The organism is Chryseobacterium sp. ISL-6 (assembly GCF_018613715.1).
GTDB classification, from domain to species: domain Bacteria; phylum Bacteroidota; class Bacteroidia; order Flavobacteriales; family Weeksellaceae; genus Chryseobacterium; species Chryseobacterium paludis.
This window is the reverse complement of record NZ_JAGGPT010000007.1, coordinates 102,331-124,095: the sequence shown is the minus strand read 5'-3', so window position 1 is coordinate 124,095 and position 21,765 is coordinate 102,331. Positions and strand designations below refer to the sequence as shown.

The following is a 21,765-nucleotide window of genomic DNA, read 5'->3' as shown; positions in this document are numbered from 1 at the left end:
AATTTTCTATAAAAATTCAAATAGTATTCCGTAAAAGTAAAATTTGAAGTAATTTTGAAAAATGATGAATTTAAATCAGATTTTTACCAATCAGCGTACCGGAAATAACCCACATACTATAGCATCCAGAACAGATTTTCAGAGAGATTTTGACAGGATTATCTTCTCGGCTGCTTTTAGAAGATTGCAAAATAAAACACAGGTCTTTCCACTTCCTGGAAGTGTTTTTGTACATAACCGTCTTACACATTCTTTAGAAGTTTCATCAGTTGGAAGAAGTTTGGGAAGTATTATTGGAGAGTTTATTTCTGAAAATTATGTGAATGAACTTACAGAAGATTCTAAAAATTTTTATCTGCATAATTTGGGCAATGTGATAGCGGCAGCATGTTTATGTCATGATGTAGGTAATCCCGCATTCGGACACTCAGGAGAAGATGCTATTGCAAGCTATTTTGAAAGAAATGAAAAGGATTTGAAACCTAAGTTTTTAGAGAAAGAATGGGCAGATTTGGTTAATTTTGAAGGGAATGCCAATGCGATAAGGGTTTTAGCTCATCAACAGCAAGGAAAGGATGAAGGCGGAATTCAGCTTACTTTAACGACACTGGCAAGTATTGCAAAATATCCTTGTGAAGCAATCGCCAGACAAAAAGGAATTATACACCGAAAAAAATTCGGGTTCTTTCAAAATGAAAAAGAAACATTCTTAGAGATCGCTGAAAAAACAAATCTGATATGTGAAAGTAATGAACCTCATATCTTTAAAAGGCATCCATTTGTGTGGCTTGTGGAAGCTGCGGATGACATCTGTTACAATATCATTGATATGGAAGATGCCCACCGATTGGGAATTGTTTCTACAGCAGATTGTGAGAATTTATTTTTAGAATTGATAAAATCTGAAAACCAAGATACAAAAAGAGTAGAGCAGAAGTTAACGTCTATTTCTAATGATAATGAAAGGATTTCCTATTTAAGAGCTAAAGTGATTAATGCACTGATCAACAAATCAATTGAAACCTATAAAGAGAATTTTGAAACAATTCTTCAGGGTAATTTAGATAGGGCGTTACTTGATATTTATAAATCGAATAATAAAACACTACAGGATATTGAAAGTTTCTCTATTGAGAAGATCTACAATCATAAAGCTGTCGTTGAAATTGAAAATGCAGGATATAATGTAATGTATGAGTTGCTAGATCATTTTATTCCTTCTGTTTTAAAATCGAAAGACGAAAGAAAATCCTACGATAAAATGGCGTTAAAACTTTTACCTAATCAATTTCTATATGAGGGTGGAACAGATTATCAGAAAGTATTGGGGGTTATTGATTTTGTGTCGGGAATGACGGATAATTATGCTACTGATCTCTACAGAAAAATAAAGGGTATCGATATAGGGATGACCATGTAATTTTAATAGAATTAAAAATAACAAATGCGTAACTTATACGACTAATCGATTAAAAATTATACTATGGCATATTTAGGCATTATTATTTTCATTGGACTTGTTACCTTATTTGCGTCCTTTTTTACTGTAAAACAGGAAACAGCAGCTATTGTAGAGCGTTTGGGAAAATTTCATTCTGTTCGTCATGCAGGTTTGCAATTGAAAATACCTTATTTAGATAAGATCTCTAAAAGAATGAATCTTAGAATTCAGCAATTAGATGTTATGATCGATACAAAAACACTGGATAATGTTTTCGTGAAAATGAAGATTTCAGTTCAGTTCCAGGTGATCAGATCACAGGTAGCGGATGCTTTTTATCGTTTAGAAAGTCCACATGATCAAATTACTTCTTACGTTTTTGATGTGGTAAGAGCAGAAGTTCCAAAACTGAAGCTGGATGATGTTTTCCTTAAAAAAGATGATATTGCTGTTGCCGTGAAGGCGGAGCTTCAGGAAGCAATGCAGAGTTATGGCTATGATATTATTAAAGCTTTGGTAACAGATATCGATCCTGATGAACAGGTAAAACATGCGATGAACAGAATCAATGCTGCAGAAAGGGAAAAAACTGCTGCTGAATATGAATCAGAAGCACAAAGAATAAGAATCGTAGCCGTTGCAAAAGCAGAGGCAGAATCTAAAAAATTACAAGGACAGGGAATTGCAGATCAAAGAAGGGAAATTGCTAAAGGTCTTGAGGAATCTGTAAGAATGCTGAATAATGTAGATATCAATTCTCATGAAGCATCAGCACTGATTGTTGTTACGCAGCATTATGATACTTTACATTCAATAGGTGCGACAAATAGGAGCAGTTTGGTTTTGCTTCCTAATTCACCTACAGCGGCAAGTGGAATGCTTAACGATCTGGTGGTTGCCATGACTACAGCAAATGCAGTAGGTGAAACAACCAAAGGAAAGTATACACCACCTCCAAAAGATCATGAACACTAACATATCAAATGTATAATAAAAGTAAAGCCTCCCAATATTAGGAGGCTTTTACTATTTTTTTGTTTTAGAAACCTGATTTATCAAAGTATATTTGATAGAAGATCCATCGGCAGGCGGATTTGCTATTTTTTCAGTTTTTACTTTTAATACATATTCATATCCTGGTTCGTAGGTAAATCCTTCAATGTTACTGTAGAAATTAGTCCAGTTTTCTGAAGCCTTTTCTTTAACCTGAAGACACTTCATTGGTGCTACTCCTGTGCAGTCAGCGGTTTGAGGTCCTACAATAAAAGTCTTTTCACTTCCGTCAGAAACTTTTGCAGAAGTTGTACATTGTGTTAGTACAGCAATAGCCAATACTGGAAAAGCGCCTTTTAAAACGGTCATCATATTTTTCATAAATCTAATTTTAAAAAAAACGCGACAATTACTGTGCCGAAGGCAAATTAAGAATCGTCGTTGTTCTACTCTTGTTTTTTAATTTTTAATTATTTAATTTCATCCCCCTTAATTATTTCAATCAAAACACATTAAATAGCAAATAATAATATGGATAATCAAATTCAAATTGAAAATTACAAAATTCAAAAGCCTGAATCGTGGGCGGGAAGCGTAGATGATCAGCAGCTTATTGAAAAAATAAAAGAATCGGATTTCTCCAATATGCAAATTAATGAAGGAAGGGATTACTGCTATTTTCTTGATAAGATCTACTATACAAGCAATGCAGAAAGCAATGAATATGTATGTATGGCCTATACGCTGAATGAACCATCCAACCTTGAAAGGGCATCCGTAATGGATATCGTGGTTGAAGAAAATGAAGTTTACAATCTTCATAGGATCAGTGTATTGAGAGAAGGCGTTTTAATTGATAAAATTCCTGATATGAAGATCAAAGTTTTAGATAGTGAAAATCAAAGTAGTGGTGGGATTTTAAGCAGTAACAAAAAGATTAATATCACCATAAAGGATTTGAGATTATATGATATTCTAATACTCGAAGACTCAAGGGTAAAAGCTTTTACTGAACGTGATTTTTTAAGAAAAGAATTTTCTAAATATGTATGGGTGAGCCCGGATAATTATTGGGCATATGGAAGTTATCAATTCACATTCGTTAATGACAGGGAAGAACCTGTAGCCTATAAAAAAGTATTCTTTAGAGATGAACAGGGAAATGTTTTAGAACCGGAAGTCTATCACCTAAAGAAAGGAGAAAGGTTTGCTATTCAGGAAGAAAATTATATCAATCCAGTAGATGCAAGTCGTGAGATTTTTCCCTTCATTGATTTCGCAACAGAAAGTAACTGGAAAGATCTTTCCAACTATATTGCTCCTATCTATGCAGAGATTTATAATAAATCATCTATAAAAGATTTTGCTCCGAAATTAATTGAAAAATTGGATGCTATCGCCGATCAGGATGAGAAACTCCAGTTTGCGATTGAGTATGTTCAGAATAATATCTATTATATTTTCAATGCAGATGAAATGAACGGGCATAAACCACAGGAACCTTCTGTGACTTATGAAAATAAACAAGGTGACTGTAAGGCCAAATGTGTTTTATTGAAGGTTATTTTAGATTATATAGGAATTGATTCTTCTGTAGTTCTGGTAAATTATCACACGGATTATTATATTAAATATTATCTGCCTTCTTTGCTTTCATTTAATCATGTTGTAGTAAGGATCAATTATAAAGGGGAAGAATACTTTATCGATGCTACCATTCGTGATGAATTTGGATTAATAGAAAACAGGGGATTTTTATACTTTATGCATTATCTGGAAGTAAAACCTGATCAGGAGCTACAGCAAAGGAAAGCGTACCGCTATCCTTATTATTGTATCGATGAAAAAGTTGAATTTAATGCTCAGAATGCTTTCGGAGAATTAAAATTAACTACCACTTACAAAGGAAATCGCGCTAATGCTATGAGAAGGTATTTTAAAAATACAAATAAAAGAGAGGTAGTAGACAGCTGGAATAATTTTCTGTTCTATAGTTTAAATTATTCTAATGACAGAAATGGAACCGATGTAAGAAACATCTTTAAAGATGCTTCAATAGATATTGTAAGCGATGATAAAAAGCTGAATGAATTTAAAATTGAATATCATGCAACCGTTGACAAACCTTATTATGTAGATCCACAGAACAATCGATTCTTAATGTATTTTGATCGTAATGTGATCAAAGCAAGTGCAAGGGATTTCTTACATAAAGACTTACCTTTCTGGCATAATTTCGATACAGAGAAATATGAGATCAATTTGTATACGGATCAGAAGATAGATACAGAAGAAAAATATACGGTTCAGGAAAGTACAATTAAAAATCCATATTTTGATTATACAAGCCGTAAAAAGATAACAAAAAATGGGGCTACAGTTTTTATTGATTATAAACCTTTAGTGAATCTGGAGATTCCTCAGGAAGAATTTGAAGCTTTTAGAACAGCACATCATACGGTTGCAGACAGTAACTTCGGATTAGGAATTGATATCATTGAACCGGGATTAATGAACAGATTGAAATTCAGCTTTAAAAAGCGATTTAAATAAGTTGAAAATTTTAATTATAATTAGTTCAGGTTTTGCAAAGCAAAACCTGAACTAATTTTTTATGGTGTAAAATATGGTTTTTGAATAAGTAGGAAGTATAAAAAATCCCCAGTCTTCATGGGGATTTTTAAATTTTGATCTATTTATTATTTCTTAATGAATTTAATGCTTTCAGAGATTTTATCATTATTTATTGTGATGGTATAGGTTCCTTTGATTAAATCAGATACACGAATCTGGCTATTATTAATGTCCCCTTTTTTAACAATCTGTCCTACCGAATTATGAATTTCAAATTGGGTTTTTCCAGAGATGTTAACGATGTTGAGGATATCATTTACAGGATTAGGGTATATACCAAACTTATTGTTTTTAGTAGTTTCGTGGGTTCCCAGATTGTTCTGAGTCGTAAATGCTTTAGTTCCGTAGAATCCAAAATCGTCAGTTGCATGATATATAACCTGGCCAGTACTTGTAGATAGATTTACATACCCTCCGTCACTTAATCCATCGCCAAAATCATCAGAGATTGTGAATACATAACAATCCAATGGCAGTGTCCATGTTTGAGTGATTAAAGAGGGGCTTGGTTGTCCAGCTGGAGTGTTAGAGTAAGCTCCGGATTTGATAACTTGTCCAGCGCTATTTTTTAAATTCCATCTCGTTTCTCTGCCATATCTGTCTCTTAGTAATTTGAACGTTACAGTAGTTGTTGCAAAATATTCAGGCGCTACAGGTTTTACATAATTACCTGTTGAAACATTATTCGTACTTCTTTGATCAGCACTTCCATTAGCTGATACTATAGAAACAGAAACAGGTGAAGATGTAATAGTGTTATCTACAGGAATAAGGATCACACTTGATTTGTCTTGAGCTAGATTACCAGTCCAGTTATAATTTTGAGCCGTTCCTCCATTAAATGAGTAGGAAACAACTGCAGAGGTCAAATTACTTGTTCCTCTGTTATATATAACAAGGCGTAATACACCAGCTCCACAATTAGTAACACCTATTGAGCAGCCTCCGTCATATTTTATTTCGGCATCGTTTGCAAACAATGGAATTGCCTGATCAGTGTTAGATGTCTTCAATTCCTTTCTTCTTGGAGAATTGTCCATCACTGCCCTGATTCTTGTCTTCTGATCATTAGTATAAATATTCATACAAGTATCATTGGTGTAATCCATATAATTTTGAACCATTTCAAATACTGCTGGATTATCACAGCTTGGAATACTGGCATTACAACTGTAATTGGCACCGTGTGCAGTAGGGGTATCTGCACAGTAATCGTTTCCACATGTTGCATCTCCCCAGATGTGTCTCAATCCTACAAAATGTCCAACTTCATGGGTCATTGTTCTTCCTCTGTCATAACCAGATTGCATAATAAATGTTCCGTCGTTATAATCCATACTTCCAAAAGTGTTATAACCGGCAACCACACCATCTGTATTAGCTAGTCCTCCATTTGCATCTAATCCTGCAAGACTGGAGTTGGAAGGAAATTGTGCATATCCTAAAAGTCCATTTCTTGCGAAATCAATGCTCCACATATTCATATATTTAGTAGGATCCCAAATAGTTTGAGGCTTTACAATGCTATCAATATGATCTTTGCTCCAGTAATCCTGACAAAGATTTTTTCTGTCAATACCATTGGTAGGGTTTCCGTTAGGATCTACTTTAGCAAGTACGAATTGTATTTCAGTATCAGCTCCTACTAGGCTGGAGTTGAAACCTGGAGTATTGGCTAATTTTCTAAAATCATTAGTCATAACGGTAATCTGAGACATTACCTGGGCATCTGGAATATTGGGAGCTACTCCAATATTTTGTCCACTATGAATTACGTGTACTACTACAGGTATGGTAATAACATTTCCGTTTTGGGATTTATTCAGCTTAGCCTTTTCTATTAAAGGAGCTAACCAGGATTCAAATTGTTCCGTTGTTAATCTTCCCGGAAATTTCGCTTTTAAAGCATCTTCATATTCATTGGTTGCACATCTTTCAATACCTCGGGGATCTGTATTCCCTTCTGTTGATTGTTTTTGAAACTTTATCTCTTTTTTATTTTGAGCGTTCACCATTCCGGTAACAATAAAAATGGAAAGAGTTAAAGAAATTTTCGAAATAATAGATTTTGTCATTATTATAATAATTTTGTATTTTAGCAAATATATAATAATTTATTAAAAAACAGACTTAAAAATCATAAAATATCATAATAAAATAAAAAATACACAATGAAAAAGCGATTTTTGACAATTAATATTATTTTGATAATTTTTAATATAGGTTGTTTTCATCAGAGTAAAAATGAAAACAACGAAAATAAATCAACTACTTCGATGAAAGTACAGAATATTGAAAATATTCAATTAATAGAACAAACAAGAGGTATTAATGAAAGTACTGTATTTACCCCTACATTTATAGTATCAAGTTTAAATGGAGAAGCTGTAAAATCTTCTATTCCCCCTTCTTATTGGAAGAGTATATCCACACAAGCGGAAATGATTGATTTATCGAAAATATCACAACTTCAATCACCCACTACAGGAAGGTATTCCGATCAGGCTTTGTCTGCAACAATCGTGATTGTGTCCAATGGATCTACATTCACTTCCGCTAGTTTCGATGAAGGGAAGCCACCTAAAGAACTAGAGGCATTATATACAGAGATTAAAAAAAGCTCTGGCAAGTCAAAGAACAAGCCTTAATTATGATAAAATAGTGTAAAAAAAAGAAGAATTGTTAATATGATATGTGATTTACTTTGTTACAAATTTCTGCTTTCCTGTTAGCAATTCAAAAAACAATCTGAAATCTGAAATTAATGACCATACAGGATATTTGAAAGTAGCTGGTTTATTTTTTTCAATTACCGCATGGCTGAACCAGGCGAATCCATATCCAAAAATAGGAATATACCATAAGAACCTTTCTTTACCGGAGCTGATCACATAAGCAATGACTCCGAATATAAGGAGTGTTCCCAGAAAGTGAAAAATTCTTGTTCCCAGTTTACTGTGTTCAGTAAGGTAGAACTGATAAAATTCTCTGTACGTTTTTATTCTGTCGGACATGGTATATTGGTTTTAAGTTCTTATAAATAAAAGCAATAAGTTGGCCAATTTTTAATAAAAAAAAGGCAAAACTGCGAAGCCGCAAATTTGCCTTTTTTTATCTTATTATTCAGCGATTTGATTTTTCAAGTCTTTCGCTTTATACTATTTAATTTTTTAAACTATGCTCTTTCCCCAGTTTACTGTTTCTATATCCGTAGCAGAAATAAATTACCAGACCTATAGCGAACCATATTCCAAACCAGAACCAGTTTTCATGGCTCATTCCCGTAAGAAGATATAAACAAGAGCTTAAACCAATTAATGGAATTAGAGAAAAGTTTTTAATAAAGGTAAAGACACACAGGGCTAAATTAATCAGGAAGAAAACGAAAATAGAAGCTCTAAATTCACCTTCTTTAGGATCATTCCAATCCATTAGGTTATGGAAAAATTCAGGCTGCCAGATATAGAAACCGATTAATCCACCAATAAAAATAACAGGGAAGATGATTTTACCATTAATATAAGGAAGGTGAAATGTACCTTTAACTTTTTCTTTTGCAGGAAGCATTAAAACTCCGGCACAAACAAGCACGAAAGCGAAGATGGTTCCAATACTTGTAAAATCAAGAATGAACGTTTTATCAGTAAATAAAATAGGAACTCCCACTGCAATACCAGTAACAATAGTTGCGAATGAAGGGGTTTTATATTTTGGGTGTACCGTTTTGAATTTTTCAGGCATCAATCCGTCACGACTCATCGCATACCAGATTCTTGGCTGCCCCATTTGGAACACCAATAATACTGTGGTGATTGCAACAATGGCAACGAAAGAAACAACGAGTTCCATCCAGGCAACATTAGCATTAGATTTCTCAAATATGAATGAAAGCGGATCTCCAATACCATCAAATTTTCTGTAATCCACCATTCCCGTTAGAACTAAGGTCAAAGCAATATAGATCACTGTACAAAGTACAAGAGAGATGATCATCCCTTTAGGTAATGTTCTTTGAGGATCTTTAGTTTCTTCAGAAAGTACACTTAAAGCATCGAACCCTATATAGGCGAAGAAAACTCCGGAAACGGCACTCATTACACCGGCAAAACCATTAGGCATGAAAGAAGCTACATGTGTCTCGGGATTTACCGGAGTCCAGTTTTCAGTATTAATATAAGAGAATCCTACTAAAATTACGAGAACAATAACCGCTAGTTTTAAGATAACCAGTGAGTTGTTGAAGTTTTTACTTTCTTTTACCCCGACATAACAAAGCCATGTGATCAATCCGTTGATTACCAATGCTGGAATATCAACAATAAATTTTAAACTTCCGATTAAAGGGGCAGATTTCCATGCATTAAGCAATTCCTTATTTTCAGAGCCACTCATAAAAGCCTTTTTGGCTTCTGTGTAACTGCAAGTCAGATAATCTGGGATATGCATTCCCAACCTTTCTAAAAAGCTGGTAAAATAATCTGACCACGAAAAGGCAACATAGATATTTCCAAAAGAATACTCCATGATCAATGCCCAACCGATAATCCATGCGATTAATTCTCCAAAACTTGCATAAGCATAGGTATAAGCAGAACCTGCTGTAGGAATTCTACTTGCAAACTCTGCATAGCAAAGTGCTGTAAAGCCGCAGGCAAAGCCACAAATCAAATATAATAGAATAACTCCGGGACCACCTCTAAAAACTGCTTCACCTAAACTGCTGAAACTTCCTGCTCCTATAATGGCTGCAATACCAAAAAAAACGATATCCCAAACACCTAAAACCCTTAAAAGGCTAGTCGATGTGTCTGTTGCTGAATAGTTTTTCCTTCTGAAAAGTTGATTCATTCAATGTCTATATTTGAGTTTGAAAAAAAGCAAATGTAATGATTTTTTGGTTGGTTGTCAGCGAAGACCACAATATTTAGGTAAAATGGTGTGGTTTAAATAAATAAAAACCTTTATTCTTTGTAGATAGGTATTTCCACATAGCTGTCATTATACCATTTTATTTCCAATGGTTCATTTGCGTCCTTTATCGTTTCATCACTTACATCTTTTCCTGTTCCGTAATTGATCTGCCATGCAGAATTCTTATTAACGCCAACCAATAATACCAGTTTGCTTCCTTTTTCTATTTTCTTACTGATAAATATTGAATTTTTTATAGGGATTTGTTCAACTTTACCTGGTTCAAGAAGTTGACGAACCGCATTGTTTTTTGCATAACTGGCTCTTACGATATGTGTTGATAGTAAAAAAGATTTACCATCCGGTTGTATTTGGTATAAATAAGTATCAGTGTCAAAATCTTTCTTGTTAATAGAGACATTAAAAAATCCGGATAGATTTCCACTTATAATAAGATCTTTGTCTAAGACTTCACTTTCAAAATAAACTGAATTGGTCGCTTTTACACTGTCTTTTTTACTTACCAGACGATAAGAATCTTTTTGATCCCTATTTTTAAAATCAACGGTTTGTTTAGTGAAACTTTTATTTGGAGGCTGAGTAAAAACGGATGGAATATCTTTATGATCCTGAAGATAAAACTTGATGGTTGAGGTGTGCATTTTTTCTAAGGTAGGAACGTGTTTCCATGTGTTGGTATTCATCACCTGGAAATTGATTTTATCTTTTAAAAGATCCGGTTTCTTACCATTTTTAAGAATGTAATCAAACCATGAAAAAGCAAGGTCATCAATACTTATTCTCGCAACCGGATCGATACGATTTCCACTGACATAGGTATATCCAAAACTTTGTGCGCCTCCATGGTCATAAGGGCCTATTACGAGATAATGATTAGCATTCTTATTGTATTGATGGTGAGCTTTAAAATATGATAATGCTCCTATCTGATCATCATCATAATAACCGGTTGTCGTTAATATAGGAATATCTATGTTAGCAAAATCTTCTTTATTAGGAACCATTTTCTGCCAGTATTCATCATAACCCGGATGATCCAGCCATCTTTGAAAAATCTTGTTGGGCTGACCACTTATAGTGTCTAAAGCTCTGAATGATTTTCCGCTTTTGTACCATGCTGTGTTGATAGAATCCCATTTTGGGAAATTATTAAAGTCAGCTTCATCTGTAAATTTATTGTTAGTAACATACTTGATCCACTGTAGCATATAGCTCATGAATATATTATTTTGAGCTGGGTAATCTATTCCTATTCCTACAGCTACCTGAGGAACAATCGTTTTTAATGCTGGGTGTAATTTTTTTACAGCTGCCCACTGACTAAAACCAAGGTAACTTCCACCAATCATTCCAACATTACCATCACTCCAGGGTTGTTTACTTACCCAATCTATAACTTCATAAAGATCTTGTGATTCATTTTCAAAAGGATTATTTTCATCATTACTGTTTCTTTTACCACGGGTATTGATAACTGCACCTACATAATTATAAATGGCAGCTCTTTTTCCAAAAAGTACATCAACTGGTCCTGCGTAGATGTTATTGCTAAGAATAACAGGGAGTGGAGCTTTGTTTTCTTTTTTTCTGACAATGGTAATCGTTAAGGTATTTCCACTTTTTAATTTAATATCCTTAGTTTCAATAATGAATTTTTCCTGATCTTTTGCAGCCAGCAATTGCATTATCTGAGGCTTAATGCTGGCATATATTTTATAACTTAAATAACTTTTACATAACGCCAAAGCTGACGGGTAATCTATACTGTCTTTATCTTTTTGTTTATCAATCGCCTTTTTAAAAAGCTTTCGGAAATTGTTGACATCTCCGTCAAAATAGGTGCCTAATCTAACGAGCAATTTATCGGAGAGGCTTTTGTATTTCTTATCAAATGCTTTTTGAAGTGCATTGTGGAAGGTTATATTGTCCCTCTTTTCAATTAATTTAGCTAAACTATAGACTTCGTGAGCGATGAATTTATTTCCAACCATATCATGATCAGCGAATTCATTACGATAATCTGATAAAGTAGCTATAGATTTTTTATAATCTTTTGAAAGCATCTCCAAACGGAAGAGGTTATCCAAAAAGTTAACTTTACTTTGTTGTTTAAGTTTAAGCAAAGGCTTTTGGGTCATAAGTTCCGATGCAAGAACAGGGAGTTGTTTTTCGAGTATTGTAGAGTCCGTCACAGCAGTTTTTGGAAAGTAAAACTTTTGGGCGTGCAGCAGATTTACAAATATTAATGCTAAAAGTATTTTAAATTTCATGTAATGGTATGTTTTTAGATGCTGTAAAATGGATGTCAGATTAAACAATTTAATTTGATATTTTTATATTGAAATAATTAATCTTTTATGACACTAAATTAATCAATTTTTGTCATGAAATAGTGAAATGTATTCAATTGATATTTTTGATTATTAAACCTTTTAAAACTTGCTTAAACAATAAGTTTTTAATATTTTCGTTAACTTATATAGACTAATTTTTTTATTCAAATAAAGAATGAAATCAAAAAAAATACTTTTAGCGGCTGCTGTGATCTATTTCGGAATTTCCGATGCTCAACAGTCCCAATACTTTACCCAGAAAGAAAATTATAGATTCAATCTAGCCGAAAATCTTTACCAGACCAAAATATACAACGCTTCTCAATACGAATATGCCAGACAGTATTTTTATAATCAAAATCTGTCCAGGTCTAAGAAAGAAGCTGCACAGTTTTTTGATAATGTGATCGGAGTGATCCTTCAGAAGAATCATGCTGAAGAAGGTTTAACTGCTTTTATTAAAGAATATCCGAATTCTGCTTATTTTGCTCAGGCTAATCTACCACTAGCGGATTATTATTTGGCTAAAAAAGATTTTGATAAGGCGTTAGAGACCTTAAAAAATGTGAATCAGTATCAGCTTTCAAAGGAGGAAAATACACAATATATTCTGAAACTAGGGTACGCAAAATTCATGACCGGAGACTCTAAAGGAGCGACTGATGCCCTGGAGGAAGCTTACAAATCTGCGGATGAATCGCAAAAAGGAGATATTGCTTACATGCTTGGGCACTTATATTATTCTAATAAACAGAATGATAAAGCATTTCAGTATTTTGATTCTGTAAAAGATCAGCCTAAATATGCTAAACTTGTTCGCCCGTATTATGTTCAGATGTATTACAATGATAAGGACTATGATAAAGCGATCTCTGAAGGAAATCTGTTATTGAACGAAAATATTTCCGATTCTTATAAAGCGGAAGTTCATAAGATCATTGGAGAAAGTTATTTCATGAAGAATGATTATACTTCAGCGTATCCGCACTTAAAAGATTATCTGAGTGTTCAGCAGAGTCCTTCTGAAAATGACTTGTATGAAATGGGATTTGTAGCTGCACAATTGAAAAAATATGATGAAGCCGTTTCTTATTACAATCAGCTCTTAAACAGCAATTCTGCATTGGCTCAAAATGCTTATTACCAATTAGGGAATGCTTATCTGGCAGTTGATAAAAAACAGGAAGCTCTTTCAGCATTCCGTTCTTCTTATCAGATGGATTATGATGCGAAGGTGAAAAAGCTCGCTCATGAACAATATGCAAAATTAAGCTACGATATCGGAAACCCTTTTGAAAGTGCATCAGGGGTTATTCAAAGCTATATCAATGAAAATCAGAATGCAGACAATGCTTCAGAGATGAGGTCTCTCTTGGTGAAATCTTATTTGTACTCAGGAAATTATAAAGAAACACTCAATGCGATCGACAGATTGCAAAGCTCCACTCCTGAAATTGACAAAGTAGATCAGGAAGTTTCTTATTTACTGGGAACTGAAGAGTTCAACAAAGGAAATTATGATGAAGCTGAGAAGTATTTTTTAAGAAGTCTAGCTTTCAACATCAATAAAGAATTTAACAGCAGAGCTTTATACTGGCTGGCTCAGACGTATTACCAGAAAGGAAATTATCCTTCTGCAATTGCCCGTTATGAGAAACTTCTTACAGCAACTTTCCCTGAAAAGCAACAGTTGCCTTACGATCTTGGCTATGCTTATTTTAAATCTAAAAAGTTTGATCAGGCACAAACTTATTTCAAACAATATTTAACTAATCCTAAACCGGAATTTAAAAACGATGCAGAACTTCGTTTAGCAGATATTCATTATGCCAATAATGAGCTGAATGATGCAATTGCGATCTATGATAAAAATGAAGATGCTACAGACTATACTTTATATCAAAAAGGAATGGCTTTAGGATTTAAAGGTGATACTCAGGCAAAGATAACCAGTTTAAAATCACTTTTATCTAAGTATCCGACATCTGAGTATTATGATGATTCTCAATATGAAATAGGTACGGCATATGCAGCACAGGATGATTTTGCGAATTCAAATGATTATTTCGCTAAAGTAATTAAAACATCTTCAGATAAAGATTTAATTGCCAATGCATCTATTTACAGAGCTCAGAATTACATTGATCAGAATCAAAATGATAAGGCGATTGCTGAATTAAAAACTCTTGGGGACCAGTATAAGAATACAGCGTATGCTCAGAAAATTGTTCAGGCAGCGAAACCAATTTTCACTAAAAGTGGTGATGTTGCAGGGTACGAAAGCTTTGCTAAAAATATTGGGGTTAATGTAGATGCTTCAGAGATCGATGAGATCAATCTTTCTACGGGAAAACAATATTTCACGAAGAAAGATTACAAGAATGCTATTTCTTATTACGAAAAATATTTAACCCAAAACCCAACAGGAGACGGCCTTTATCAGGCTAAATATGAATTGGGAGAAAGTTATTATCAAACGAATAATTCTACAAAAGCATTATTAGTGTTGCAGGAGGTTGCCAACGTTCAGAATGATTATCAGGATGATGCTCAGACCCGTTTAGCGCAGATTTATGTAGCACAAGGTAATACTGCCGAAGCCAAAAAATATTTAGAGAACATTAAAAACTCTTCTGATATTAATATTAAGAACTATGCTAACGTAGAATTGATGAAGATGTATGCTGAAGAAAAAGATTTCTCACAGGCTGAAAAACTGGCTAATGATGTCATTGCTAATACAAAAAACTCTGCAGCAGTAATTGAAACGGCAAAAGTGATCAAAGCAAGAAGCTTAATGAACTCTTCCAAAGATAAAGATGCTCAGACCGCATATGCTTCTCTTGAAAAGTCTTCCAATACAGAAGTGGCGGCAGAAGCATTATATGCAAAAGCATTCTACCAGAATAAAGGAAAAGCTTTCAAATCTTCCAACGAAACCATCTTCAAATTGGCGAACAATTATTCTTCCGAAGAATATTGGGGAGCTAAAGCTCTGGTAATAATGGCTAAAAATTATATTGGCTTAAAAGATAATTATCAGGCAAGTTATACTTGTGATCAGATCATTGCCAACTACAAGGATTTCCCGGAAATCGTAGCAGAAGCTAAAGAAGTGAAAAAACAGATCAAAAAATAAAAATGTACTTCGTATTCATCGGTATTATTCATTAATACATTTTACGTGAATACATAAATACAATACGTAATGAACAGAAGAATTCAAATATTATCCATATTATTTTTAGGGGTTTCGCAGATTGCGTTTTCCCAGATCAAAGAAGAGAAACTGATTCTTAATAAAAAAAGAGAACCGGAAGTTAAAAAGATCGAAAAGAAAAAAACTTCTATTGAAACGATTAAGAATTACCCGCCTGAAGAGAAATCTCAGAATCCTGTACAATATAAAATTACGGATGTTCCAGCGGTTTCAGACTTCAAAACTTCGACTATTCAGGGACAGGATGTAACTCCAAAATTTGAGGGAACAGCTCAAAACAACTATCTCCAATTTGGAATGGGGAATTTTGGAAAAATTCTTGGTGATGCCAATATTTCTAAAACACTTAATAATAAACTGGAAGTAGGAGCAGACGTTCATTTTCTCTCGACTTTAGGTTTGAAAAAAGAATATGCCTGGGATTCTAAACAGAGCTCGGCATCTATTGGAGCTTTTTTAAATTCTTATGGTGAAAAAGGGAAATTCAATTTGAATGCTCAATATGGATTGGATAATAATAAATATTATGGGATCTACGCATTAGAACCTGCTGCGGATATTGATTTGGACCAAAGGGTGAATCAGTTTAAAGTGAATGGATACTATGATTTTTATTCTAATGAGATCTTAAACGATGTACGGGTGAAATCATCATTTTTAAAAGACCATTTTGATGCGCAGGAAAATCAGGCATCCGTTTTGGTTAATTTATCAAAACATGCAGTAGAACTGTCTAAAAATGGGATTCTGATGAATGCTGATTTAGGAGTAGGATTAGAAACCGTAAAAACAGATTTTGACATCAGAGATAAAAACTCATCCAACTTTTTCAATGCTACTTTAGATCCGAAAGTTACATTTGCTAAAGGAGAATCTTATTTGATGGTAGGTTCTTCATTTGCATTTTTGAATGCTAAAAATTCAAATACTATGATGGAGCAGGTGAAAAATAATAAAAGCTATTGGTTTCCAAAAGCTGAATTTCAGGTTGCTGCTGCTAAAGAATTTAAATTCTACGGTGGGGTAGATGGAGGTTTAAAGCTGAATACTTATAGTGATCTTTTACAGCAGAATCCTTTTATCCTTTCTGATCAGATGCTGAAGCCAACGGAAACAAAATATCATTTCTATGCAGGTTTAAGAGGAGATATTGATGAAACAATTAAATATGATTTCTCTGCTGGTTTCGGGAAAATGAGAGATATTCTTTTCTTTAAAGCAAATGATTTATTCAACAACGATTATACATTGAACCGCTCTGCTTATAATTTCGCAAATACATTTTCTGCAATTTATGATGATGGTAATGTAAGTGATATCAAAGGAAGTATTCAGTATTTTCCTTTAGCTAATCTTGTTTTAGACGGTGAATTTCATTTCACAAAATATAATTTGAAGAACTTCGATAACATTTATAACGTTCCATTATTCAATGCGAGTATCGGAGCTAAGTATGGCATGTTGGATAAAAAATTATTGTTAGGATTCAAAGGAATCTTTGCAAGTGACAGAACAACAAACTCTTACTCAATTGAAGGAGTAGCCAATCCGGCAATGGTATACCAGTCTACGGAGAATACCAATGACAAAGTTGGTGGTTATGCTGATTTAAATCTTTCCGCAGAGTATAAATTTCACAAAAATTTCAGTATTTTCGCAACCGGAAATAATCTTCTGAACTCAAACTATCAAACCTATAAAGGATATAAAGTGTTGGGAGCTCAAATTTTGGGCGGTGTGAAGATTACCTTCTAGTAGTAAAATTGGAGGATACAAGTAAAAAATTACCTAAGTCCTAGAATTCACTACCTGAACTGGCTGCATAGTTTAATGGATAGAACTTCGGATTTCGGCTCCGACAGTGAGGGTTCGAGTCCTTCTGCGGTCACAAATAACCCCTATTTATAGGGGTTATTCTTTTTATATACACTTTAGGTTTTCTTTACTAATAAATAAATTAGTTAATATAATTTTTCGCAGTTCTATACCACAATTTTGGTAAAGGTTTTTAATTAGACCTAATACAAAAACCTCCCACAAAAAGAGAGACTTAAAAAACACAAATGATGAAAAAAATTACCTTTTCATTTCAAATATAATATTTTCTTTTTGAAGGGTATTGTATTACCACAAGTAGACAAAATAAATTTGATCTAAAACTCTTTAATTATGAACATCGAAATTATGAAAATCATAACTCCTATTGCAGGTGTGATTATTGGAACGTTGTTAAATACTTCAGTATTAAATTTTACAGAACAGTAAAAAGAAGAAGACTTAAAAATTATATAAAATCACAATCTGCTCTTGATAACTTAGATGAAGATTTTCAAAATAATTTTATAAAACCAAATCTTAAAGAAATATACTTTTATTTACAAACAGGCATTTCAATTAATGAAAAAAGTATTGAAAATTTAAAAAGCACCTTTGTTGAATTTAATAAAGCTGAAAGCATTACATCAAACTTTACTTGGGCGAAATTAAATTAAAAATGGTATAATGGACTTGGTACAGGTTGTACAAAAAAATGGGTAGCTTCAACCAATAGTGTGATTAATGCTTTTTTTTATATCTTTAGTTCTTAATTAAAAAACACAAAGATTATGAAAGATTTAACTTCAACAAGTTATCCAACTGCAACGAGCACTGGAGCCCGCCGTTTTGTTGGCAAGGTTGCAATTGTGGTGGGGGCATCAGCTAATGTTGGTAGAGCACTGACCGAATTATTGGCACAAGAAGGGGCTAAGATTGTTGTTCATTATAATAGTGATTCAAAGCGAGAACAAGCCGAGGAGGTCGCATCTGTTGTACGTGGATACGGCGGTGAAGCTATTGTATTTCAGGCTGATTTAACACGGCCGGAACAAGCCACACAACTTTTTGATGCAGCGCTTGCCGAATTTGGACAGGTTGATATTCTTATCAATACAGCTGGAAAAATAATACGTAAGCCGTTAGCTGAATTTACAGAGACTGAGTTCGATGATCTCTTCAATGTTAATGCAAAAGCAGCATTTTTTCTATTGAAAGAAGCCTCACAAAAGATGGCTAATCATGGACGAGTTTTAAGTTTCGTAACAACAATGGTAGCTGCTTTCGCGCCTACGTATGCTGGATATGCAGGAAGTAAAGCTCCATTAGAGCATTTTTCGAAATCGCTTGCCAAAGAAATAGGGAACCGTGGGATAACAGTCAATTGTATTGCGCCAGGGCCACTTGATACTTCGTTTTTTTATCCTGCAGAATCAGATGAAAACATTGCATGGCTTAAATCTATGTCTATTGACGGGGGCATTGGCAATGTCCAAGATGTTACAGGTTTGGCACTCTATCTTGTATCTCCTGAAGCGCGCTGGATTACAGGTACTACAAATTACATCAATGGAGGAATTGTTTCCACTATCAATTAAATGCAAATAGATTGCAAAAAAAAAGGACTAAACCTAATTTTATATTGCTTTTAAAAATAATATAAAATTAGAAAGGTATATTTTCCAATGGAATGATTTCATATTTATTTTCTCAATTTATTTAATTTAAAAAAACACAAAAGTATGTCAAGAAATGATTTAAAAGACAAAGTAGCCATAGTAGGTGGTGGTGCGAAAAACCTAGGGAGATTAATTTCTTTAGATTTTGCAGGTAAAGGGGCTAAAGTAGTAGTGCACTTCAATAGTGATGCAACTAAACCAGATGCAGACAAAACAGTAGCTGATATTATCGCAGCAGGTGGAGAAGCTTTTGCAATACAAGGAGATCTAACAGTAGTAGAAAACAATACAAAATTGTTTGATGCTGCGATCGAAAAATATGGAAAAGTAGATATAGCCGTAAATACTACAGGTATGGTTATTAAGAAACCAATTGTGAACGTAACAGAAGAAGACTACGACAAAATTTTTGCTGTAAATTCAAAAGCTGCTTTCTTCTTTTTACAAGAGGCGGGAAAAAAAATTGCTGATAATGGTAAGATTTGTACAATTGTTAGTTCATTGTTAGCAGCCTATACCAATGATTATGCTATCTACCCAGGAAGTAAGGCTCCTATTGAGCATTACACCCGTGCAGCTTCTAAGGAGTTTGGATCAAGAGGGATTTCGGTAACAGCTGTAGGACCTGGTCCTATGGAAACTCCATTCTTTTATGGTCAGGAAACCGATGGTTCGGCAGCTTATAACAAATCTGCAGCAGCATTAAGTAGCTTTAGTAAAACAGGACTAACAGATCCTGAAGATATCGTTCCATTAATTACATTCTTAGTAACTGATGGATGGTGGATTACTGGGCAAACTATTTTCTCAAATGGTGGTTATACAACCAGATAAGTTAGAAATATTTTAAAAATCAGCAGCCTGGAAACTGCTGATTTTTTAAGGTTTATCTTCTAATAATAAAAAACACAAATGAAATATCAATTAAACGTAGACCCTGAACTGGCCTTAATACTAAGAAAATATGCTGGTCAGCCTGCTCTACCCAATGGAACACCTCTCCACGAGGTATTTCGTGGTGCATTAAAACAAATGGCTCTGCAAGTAGGTGTCAATAGCACCTCTGAATTAAAAGTAGAGAACAAATTTTTCACGAACAGCGACGGGATTGAAATACAGTTAAGAGTTTTTACGCCACGAACAGCGACCAATCCAAAACCACTTCTTTATTGGATGCATGGAGGGGGAACGATCAGCGGATTACCAGAACAGGAAGACAGCACCTTATATAAACTGGCATTGGAATTAGATAGTGTTATCATTTCCGTAAACTATCGCTTGGCACCAGAAAATCCTTATCCTAAACCTTTGAATGATTGTTACGAAGGCTTGGTATATGTATCGGATAACGCAGCTGAATTTGGAATTGATACAGATAAGATCGTTGTTGGAGGGGGCAGTGCCGGAGGATTACTATCTACCTCAGTAAGCCTTAGGGCCCGAAATGAAAAAGGTCCTAAAATATGTTTACAAGTACTAGCATATCCTATGCTCGACATTAGAGTTACTTCTGAAAGTAACAAAGAAATATGTAGTATAGGAGTTTGGGATAGTTGGATGAATCATTATGGTTTTCAAAGTTATCTTACCGGTGTTCCTGAAAGCGAATATAAAAAGGCAGTACCCAATTTGGTAGAAGATTTGAGTAATCTGCCCAAAGCATATATAGCTGTGGGAACAATGGATTGCTTAAGGGATGAAGGTATTGAATATGCCCAGAAATTAGCTGCCTCAGGTGTACAGGTAGAGTTGAATATTTATCCAGGTATGACACATGTATTTGATACATTGGTGCCAGATGCAAAAGTCTCTAAAGATTTTTGGGAAACAAGAATAGCAGCTATTAAAAGGGCAATTTCTTAAATAAATAAAAATAAAAAAAATAAAAGTTATGAACCAACAAAAGAATATTATTAGAAAACAGCCCAAGCATACTTTCCCTAAGAAAAAGATTTTGTGTTTGGTTTCCAATGCAGCACAACTCCACGGAATGGAAGTTGGATTTTTTGCCGAAGAAATGACACGACCATTTTTTGATTTTATCAATGCAGGTTATGATGTAGATGTGGCTTCTCCCAATGGTGGTAAAGTAGTGTTTGATGGACACAGCAATCCCGAAAACCCTCAAGGTGCTTATCCAAACGATTTGATAAGTATTGGTTTTGTACATCACTCAACATTTGGTCAATGGATGGAAAATACCCTTCCTATTGCAGATATCAATATAGCCGATTATGATGCCGTTTGTGTATCGGGTGGTGGAGCGCCATTAATTAATTTCAAAGATGATCTTAAGCTGCATCAACTGATTGCCGATTTTTATGAAGCTGGAAAAATTACCTGTTTAATTTGCCACGGAACATCTTTGCTTTTATGGACAAAATTAAGTGATGGAAAACTCCTGGCAGATGGAAAAACCTGGACTGGGTTTGCAGATAGTGAAGAAAATATGATCAACGAAATGTTTGGAATGACGGTAAATGATTACACCATTGAAACAGAAGCTAGAAAAAACCCAAATACCAACTTTGAAGTTGCCGGAGCATTGGAACCATTTGCCATTAGAGATGGTAGGTTGATTACTGCCCAACAACAACACAGTAGCTTTCTGGCATCTCAATTAGTTATTGAGGCTTTATCAGAATAAATAAGGTCGGGTGTTTATCAGACTAAAATTAGAAATAATTTATCAGGAAAATTAACCAAAAACACAAAATT

Annotated in this window: 15 protein-coding genes and 1 tRNA gene; 11 read left to right on the top strand and 5 right to left on the bottom strand. The window is 34.1% G+C overall.

The annotated features are described in order from the left end of the window. Positions 1-64 precede the first annotated feature (64 nt). Both J7E44_RS16215 and J7E44_RS16210 read left to right on the top strand, forming a co-directional pair. On the top strand, positions 65-1,420 hold the full coding sequence (locus tag J7E44_RS16215) for a deoxyguanosinetriphosphate triphosphohydrolase (RefSeq protein ID WP_214831698.1): 1,356 nt from the start codon (positions 65-67) through the stop codon (positions 1,418-1,420). 63 nt (positions 1,421-1,483) lie between these two features. Beyond that, entirely contained in the window at positions 1,484-2,416 is a 933-nt protein-coding gene (locus tag J7E44_RS16210; RefSeq protein WP_214831455.1) for an SPFH domain-containing protein, read from the top strand. Positions 2,417-2,467: 51 nt separating this feature from the next. Here the strand turns inward: J7E44_RS16210 and J7E44_RS16205 are convergent, their stop codons facing one another. After that, complete coding sequence (locus J7E44_RS16205) at positions 2,468-2,815, bottom strand: DUF4377 domain-containing protein (protein ID WP_214831454.1); 348 nt, start codon at positions 2,813-2,815, stop codon at positions 2,468-2,470. Between the two features lie 150 nt (positions 2,816-2,965). Between J7E44_RS16205 and J7E44_RS16200 the strand changes: the two genes are divergently transcribed. Continuing rightward, positions 2,966-4,987, top strand: coding sequence for a hypothetical protein (locus tag J7E44_RS16200; RefSeq protein WP_214831453.1), 2,022 nt, complete (start codon positions 2,966-2,968; stop codon positions 4,985-4,987). Positions 4,988-5,133: 146 nt separating this feature from the next. On the opposite strand, the gene J7E44_RS16195 is transcribed toward J7E44_RS16200, so the two are convergent. Beyond that, on the bottom strand, positions 5,134-7,143 hold the full coding sequence (locus J7E44_RS16195) for a M43 family zinc metalloprotease (protein WP_214831452.1): 2,010 nt from the start codon (positions 7,141-7,143) through the stop codon (positions 5,134-5,136). A gap of 96 nt (positions 7,144-7,239) precedes the next feature. On the opposite strand from J7E44_RS16195, the gene J7E44_RS16190 reads away from it, so the two are divergent. Then, positions 7,240-7,716 (top strand): hypothetical protein, encoded by a 477-nt coding sequence (locus tag J7E44_RS16190; protein ID WP_214831451.1) that lies wholly within the window; start codon positions 7,240-7,242, stop codon positions 7,714-7,716. Between the two features lie 51 nt (positions 7,717-7,767). On the opposite strand, the gene J7E44_RS16185 is transcribed toward J7E44_RS16190, so the two are convergent. The 3 genes from J7E44_RS16185 to J7E44_RS16175 all read right to left on the bottom strand — a co-directional run bounded on the left by J7E44_RS16185 (position 7,768) and on the right by J7E44_RS16175 (position 12,270). Continuing rightward, entirely contained in the window at positions 7,768-8,082 is a 315-nt protein-coding gene (locus J7E44_RS16185) for an Mpo1-like protein (RefSeq protein ID WP_214831450.1), read from the bottom strand. A gap of 148 nt (positions 8,083-8,230) precedes the next feature. Next, positions 8,231-9,916, bottom strand: a complete 1,686-nt coding sequence (locus J7E44_RS16180; protein WP_214831449.1) for an APC family permease — start codon at positions 9,914-9,916, stop codon at positions 8,231-8,233. 113 nt (positions 9,917-10,029) lie between these two features. Then, positions 10,030-12,270, bottom strand: coding sequence for a CocE/NonD family hydrolase (locus tag J7E44_RS16175; protein ID WP_214831448.1), 2,241 nt, complete (start codon positions 12,268-12,270; stop codon positions 10,030-10,032). A 238-nt stretch (positions 12,271-12,508) separates the two neighbouring features. Here J7E44_RS16175 and J7E44_RS16170 point away from each other — a divergent pair, with 238 nt between their 5' ends. The 7 genes from J7E44_RS16170 to J7E44_RS16140 all read left to right on the top strand — a co-directional run bounded on the left by J7E44_RS16170 (position 12,509) and on the right by J7E44_RS16140 (position 21,694). Next, a complete protein-coding gene (locus J7E44_RS16170; protein ID WP_214831447.1) occupies positions 12,509-15,472 on the top strand; it encodes a tetratricopeptide repeat protein in 2,964 nt (987 codons plus the stop codon). 69 nt (positions 15,473-15,541) lie between these two features. Continuing rightward, the gene (locus J7E44_RS16165) at positions 15,542-17,308 is read left to right on the top strand and encodes a TonB-dependent receptor (RefSeq protein WP_214831446.1); all 1,767 of its coding nucleotides are present in this window, start codon (positions 15,542-15,544) and stop codon (positions 17,306-17,308) included. A 61-nt stretch (positions 17,309-17,369) separates the two neighbouring features. Then, positions 17,370-17,441: transfer RNA gene (locus J7E44_RS16160), tRNA-Arg, on the top strand. A 718-nt stretch (positions 17,442-18,159) separates the two neighbouring features. Next, the gene (locus tag J7E44_RS16155; protein WP_214831445.1) at positions 18,160-18,966 is read left to right on the top strand and encodes an SDR family oxidoreductase; all 807 of its coding nucleotides are present in this window, start codon (positions 18,160-18,162) and stop codon (positions 18,964-18,966) included. A 144-nt stretch (positions 18,967-19,110) separates the two neighbouring features. Continuing rightward, entirely contained in the window at positions 19,111-19,881 is a 771-nt protein-coding gene (locus J7E44_RS16150; RefSeq protein WP_214831444.1) for an SDR family oxidoreductase, read from the top strand. A gap of 78 nt (positions 19,882-19,959) precedes the next feature. After that, positions 19,960-20,910 carry an alpha/beta hydrolase gene (locus J7E44_RS16145; RefSeq protein ID WP_214831443.1) on the top strand — a complete coding sequence of 317 codons (951 nt, stop codon included), beginning with the start codon at positions 19,960-19,962 and terminating at the stop codon, positions 20,908-20,910. 28 nt (positions 20,911-20,938) lie between these two features. Further along, positions 20,939-21,694 (top strand): type 1 glutamine amidotransferase domain-containing protein, encoded by a 756-nt coding sequence (locus J7E44_RS16140; protein WP_214831442.1) that lies wholly within the window; start codon positions 20,939-20,941, stop codon positions 21,692-21,694. Positions 21,695-21,765: the final 71 nt, after the last annotated feature.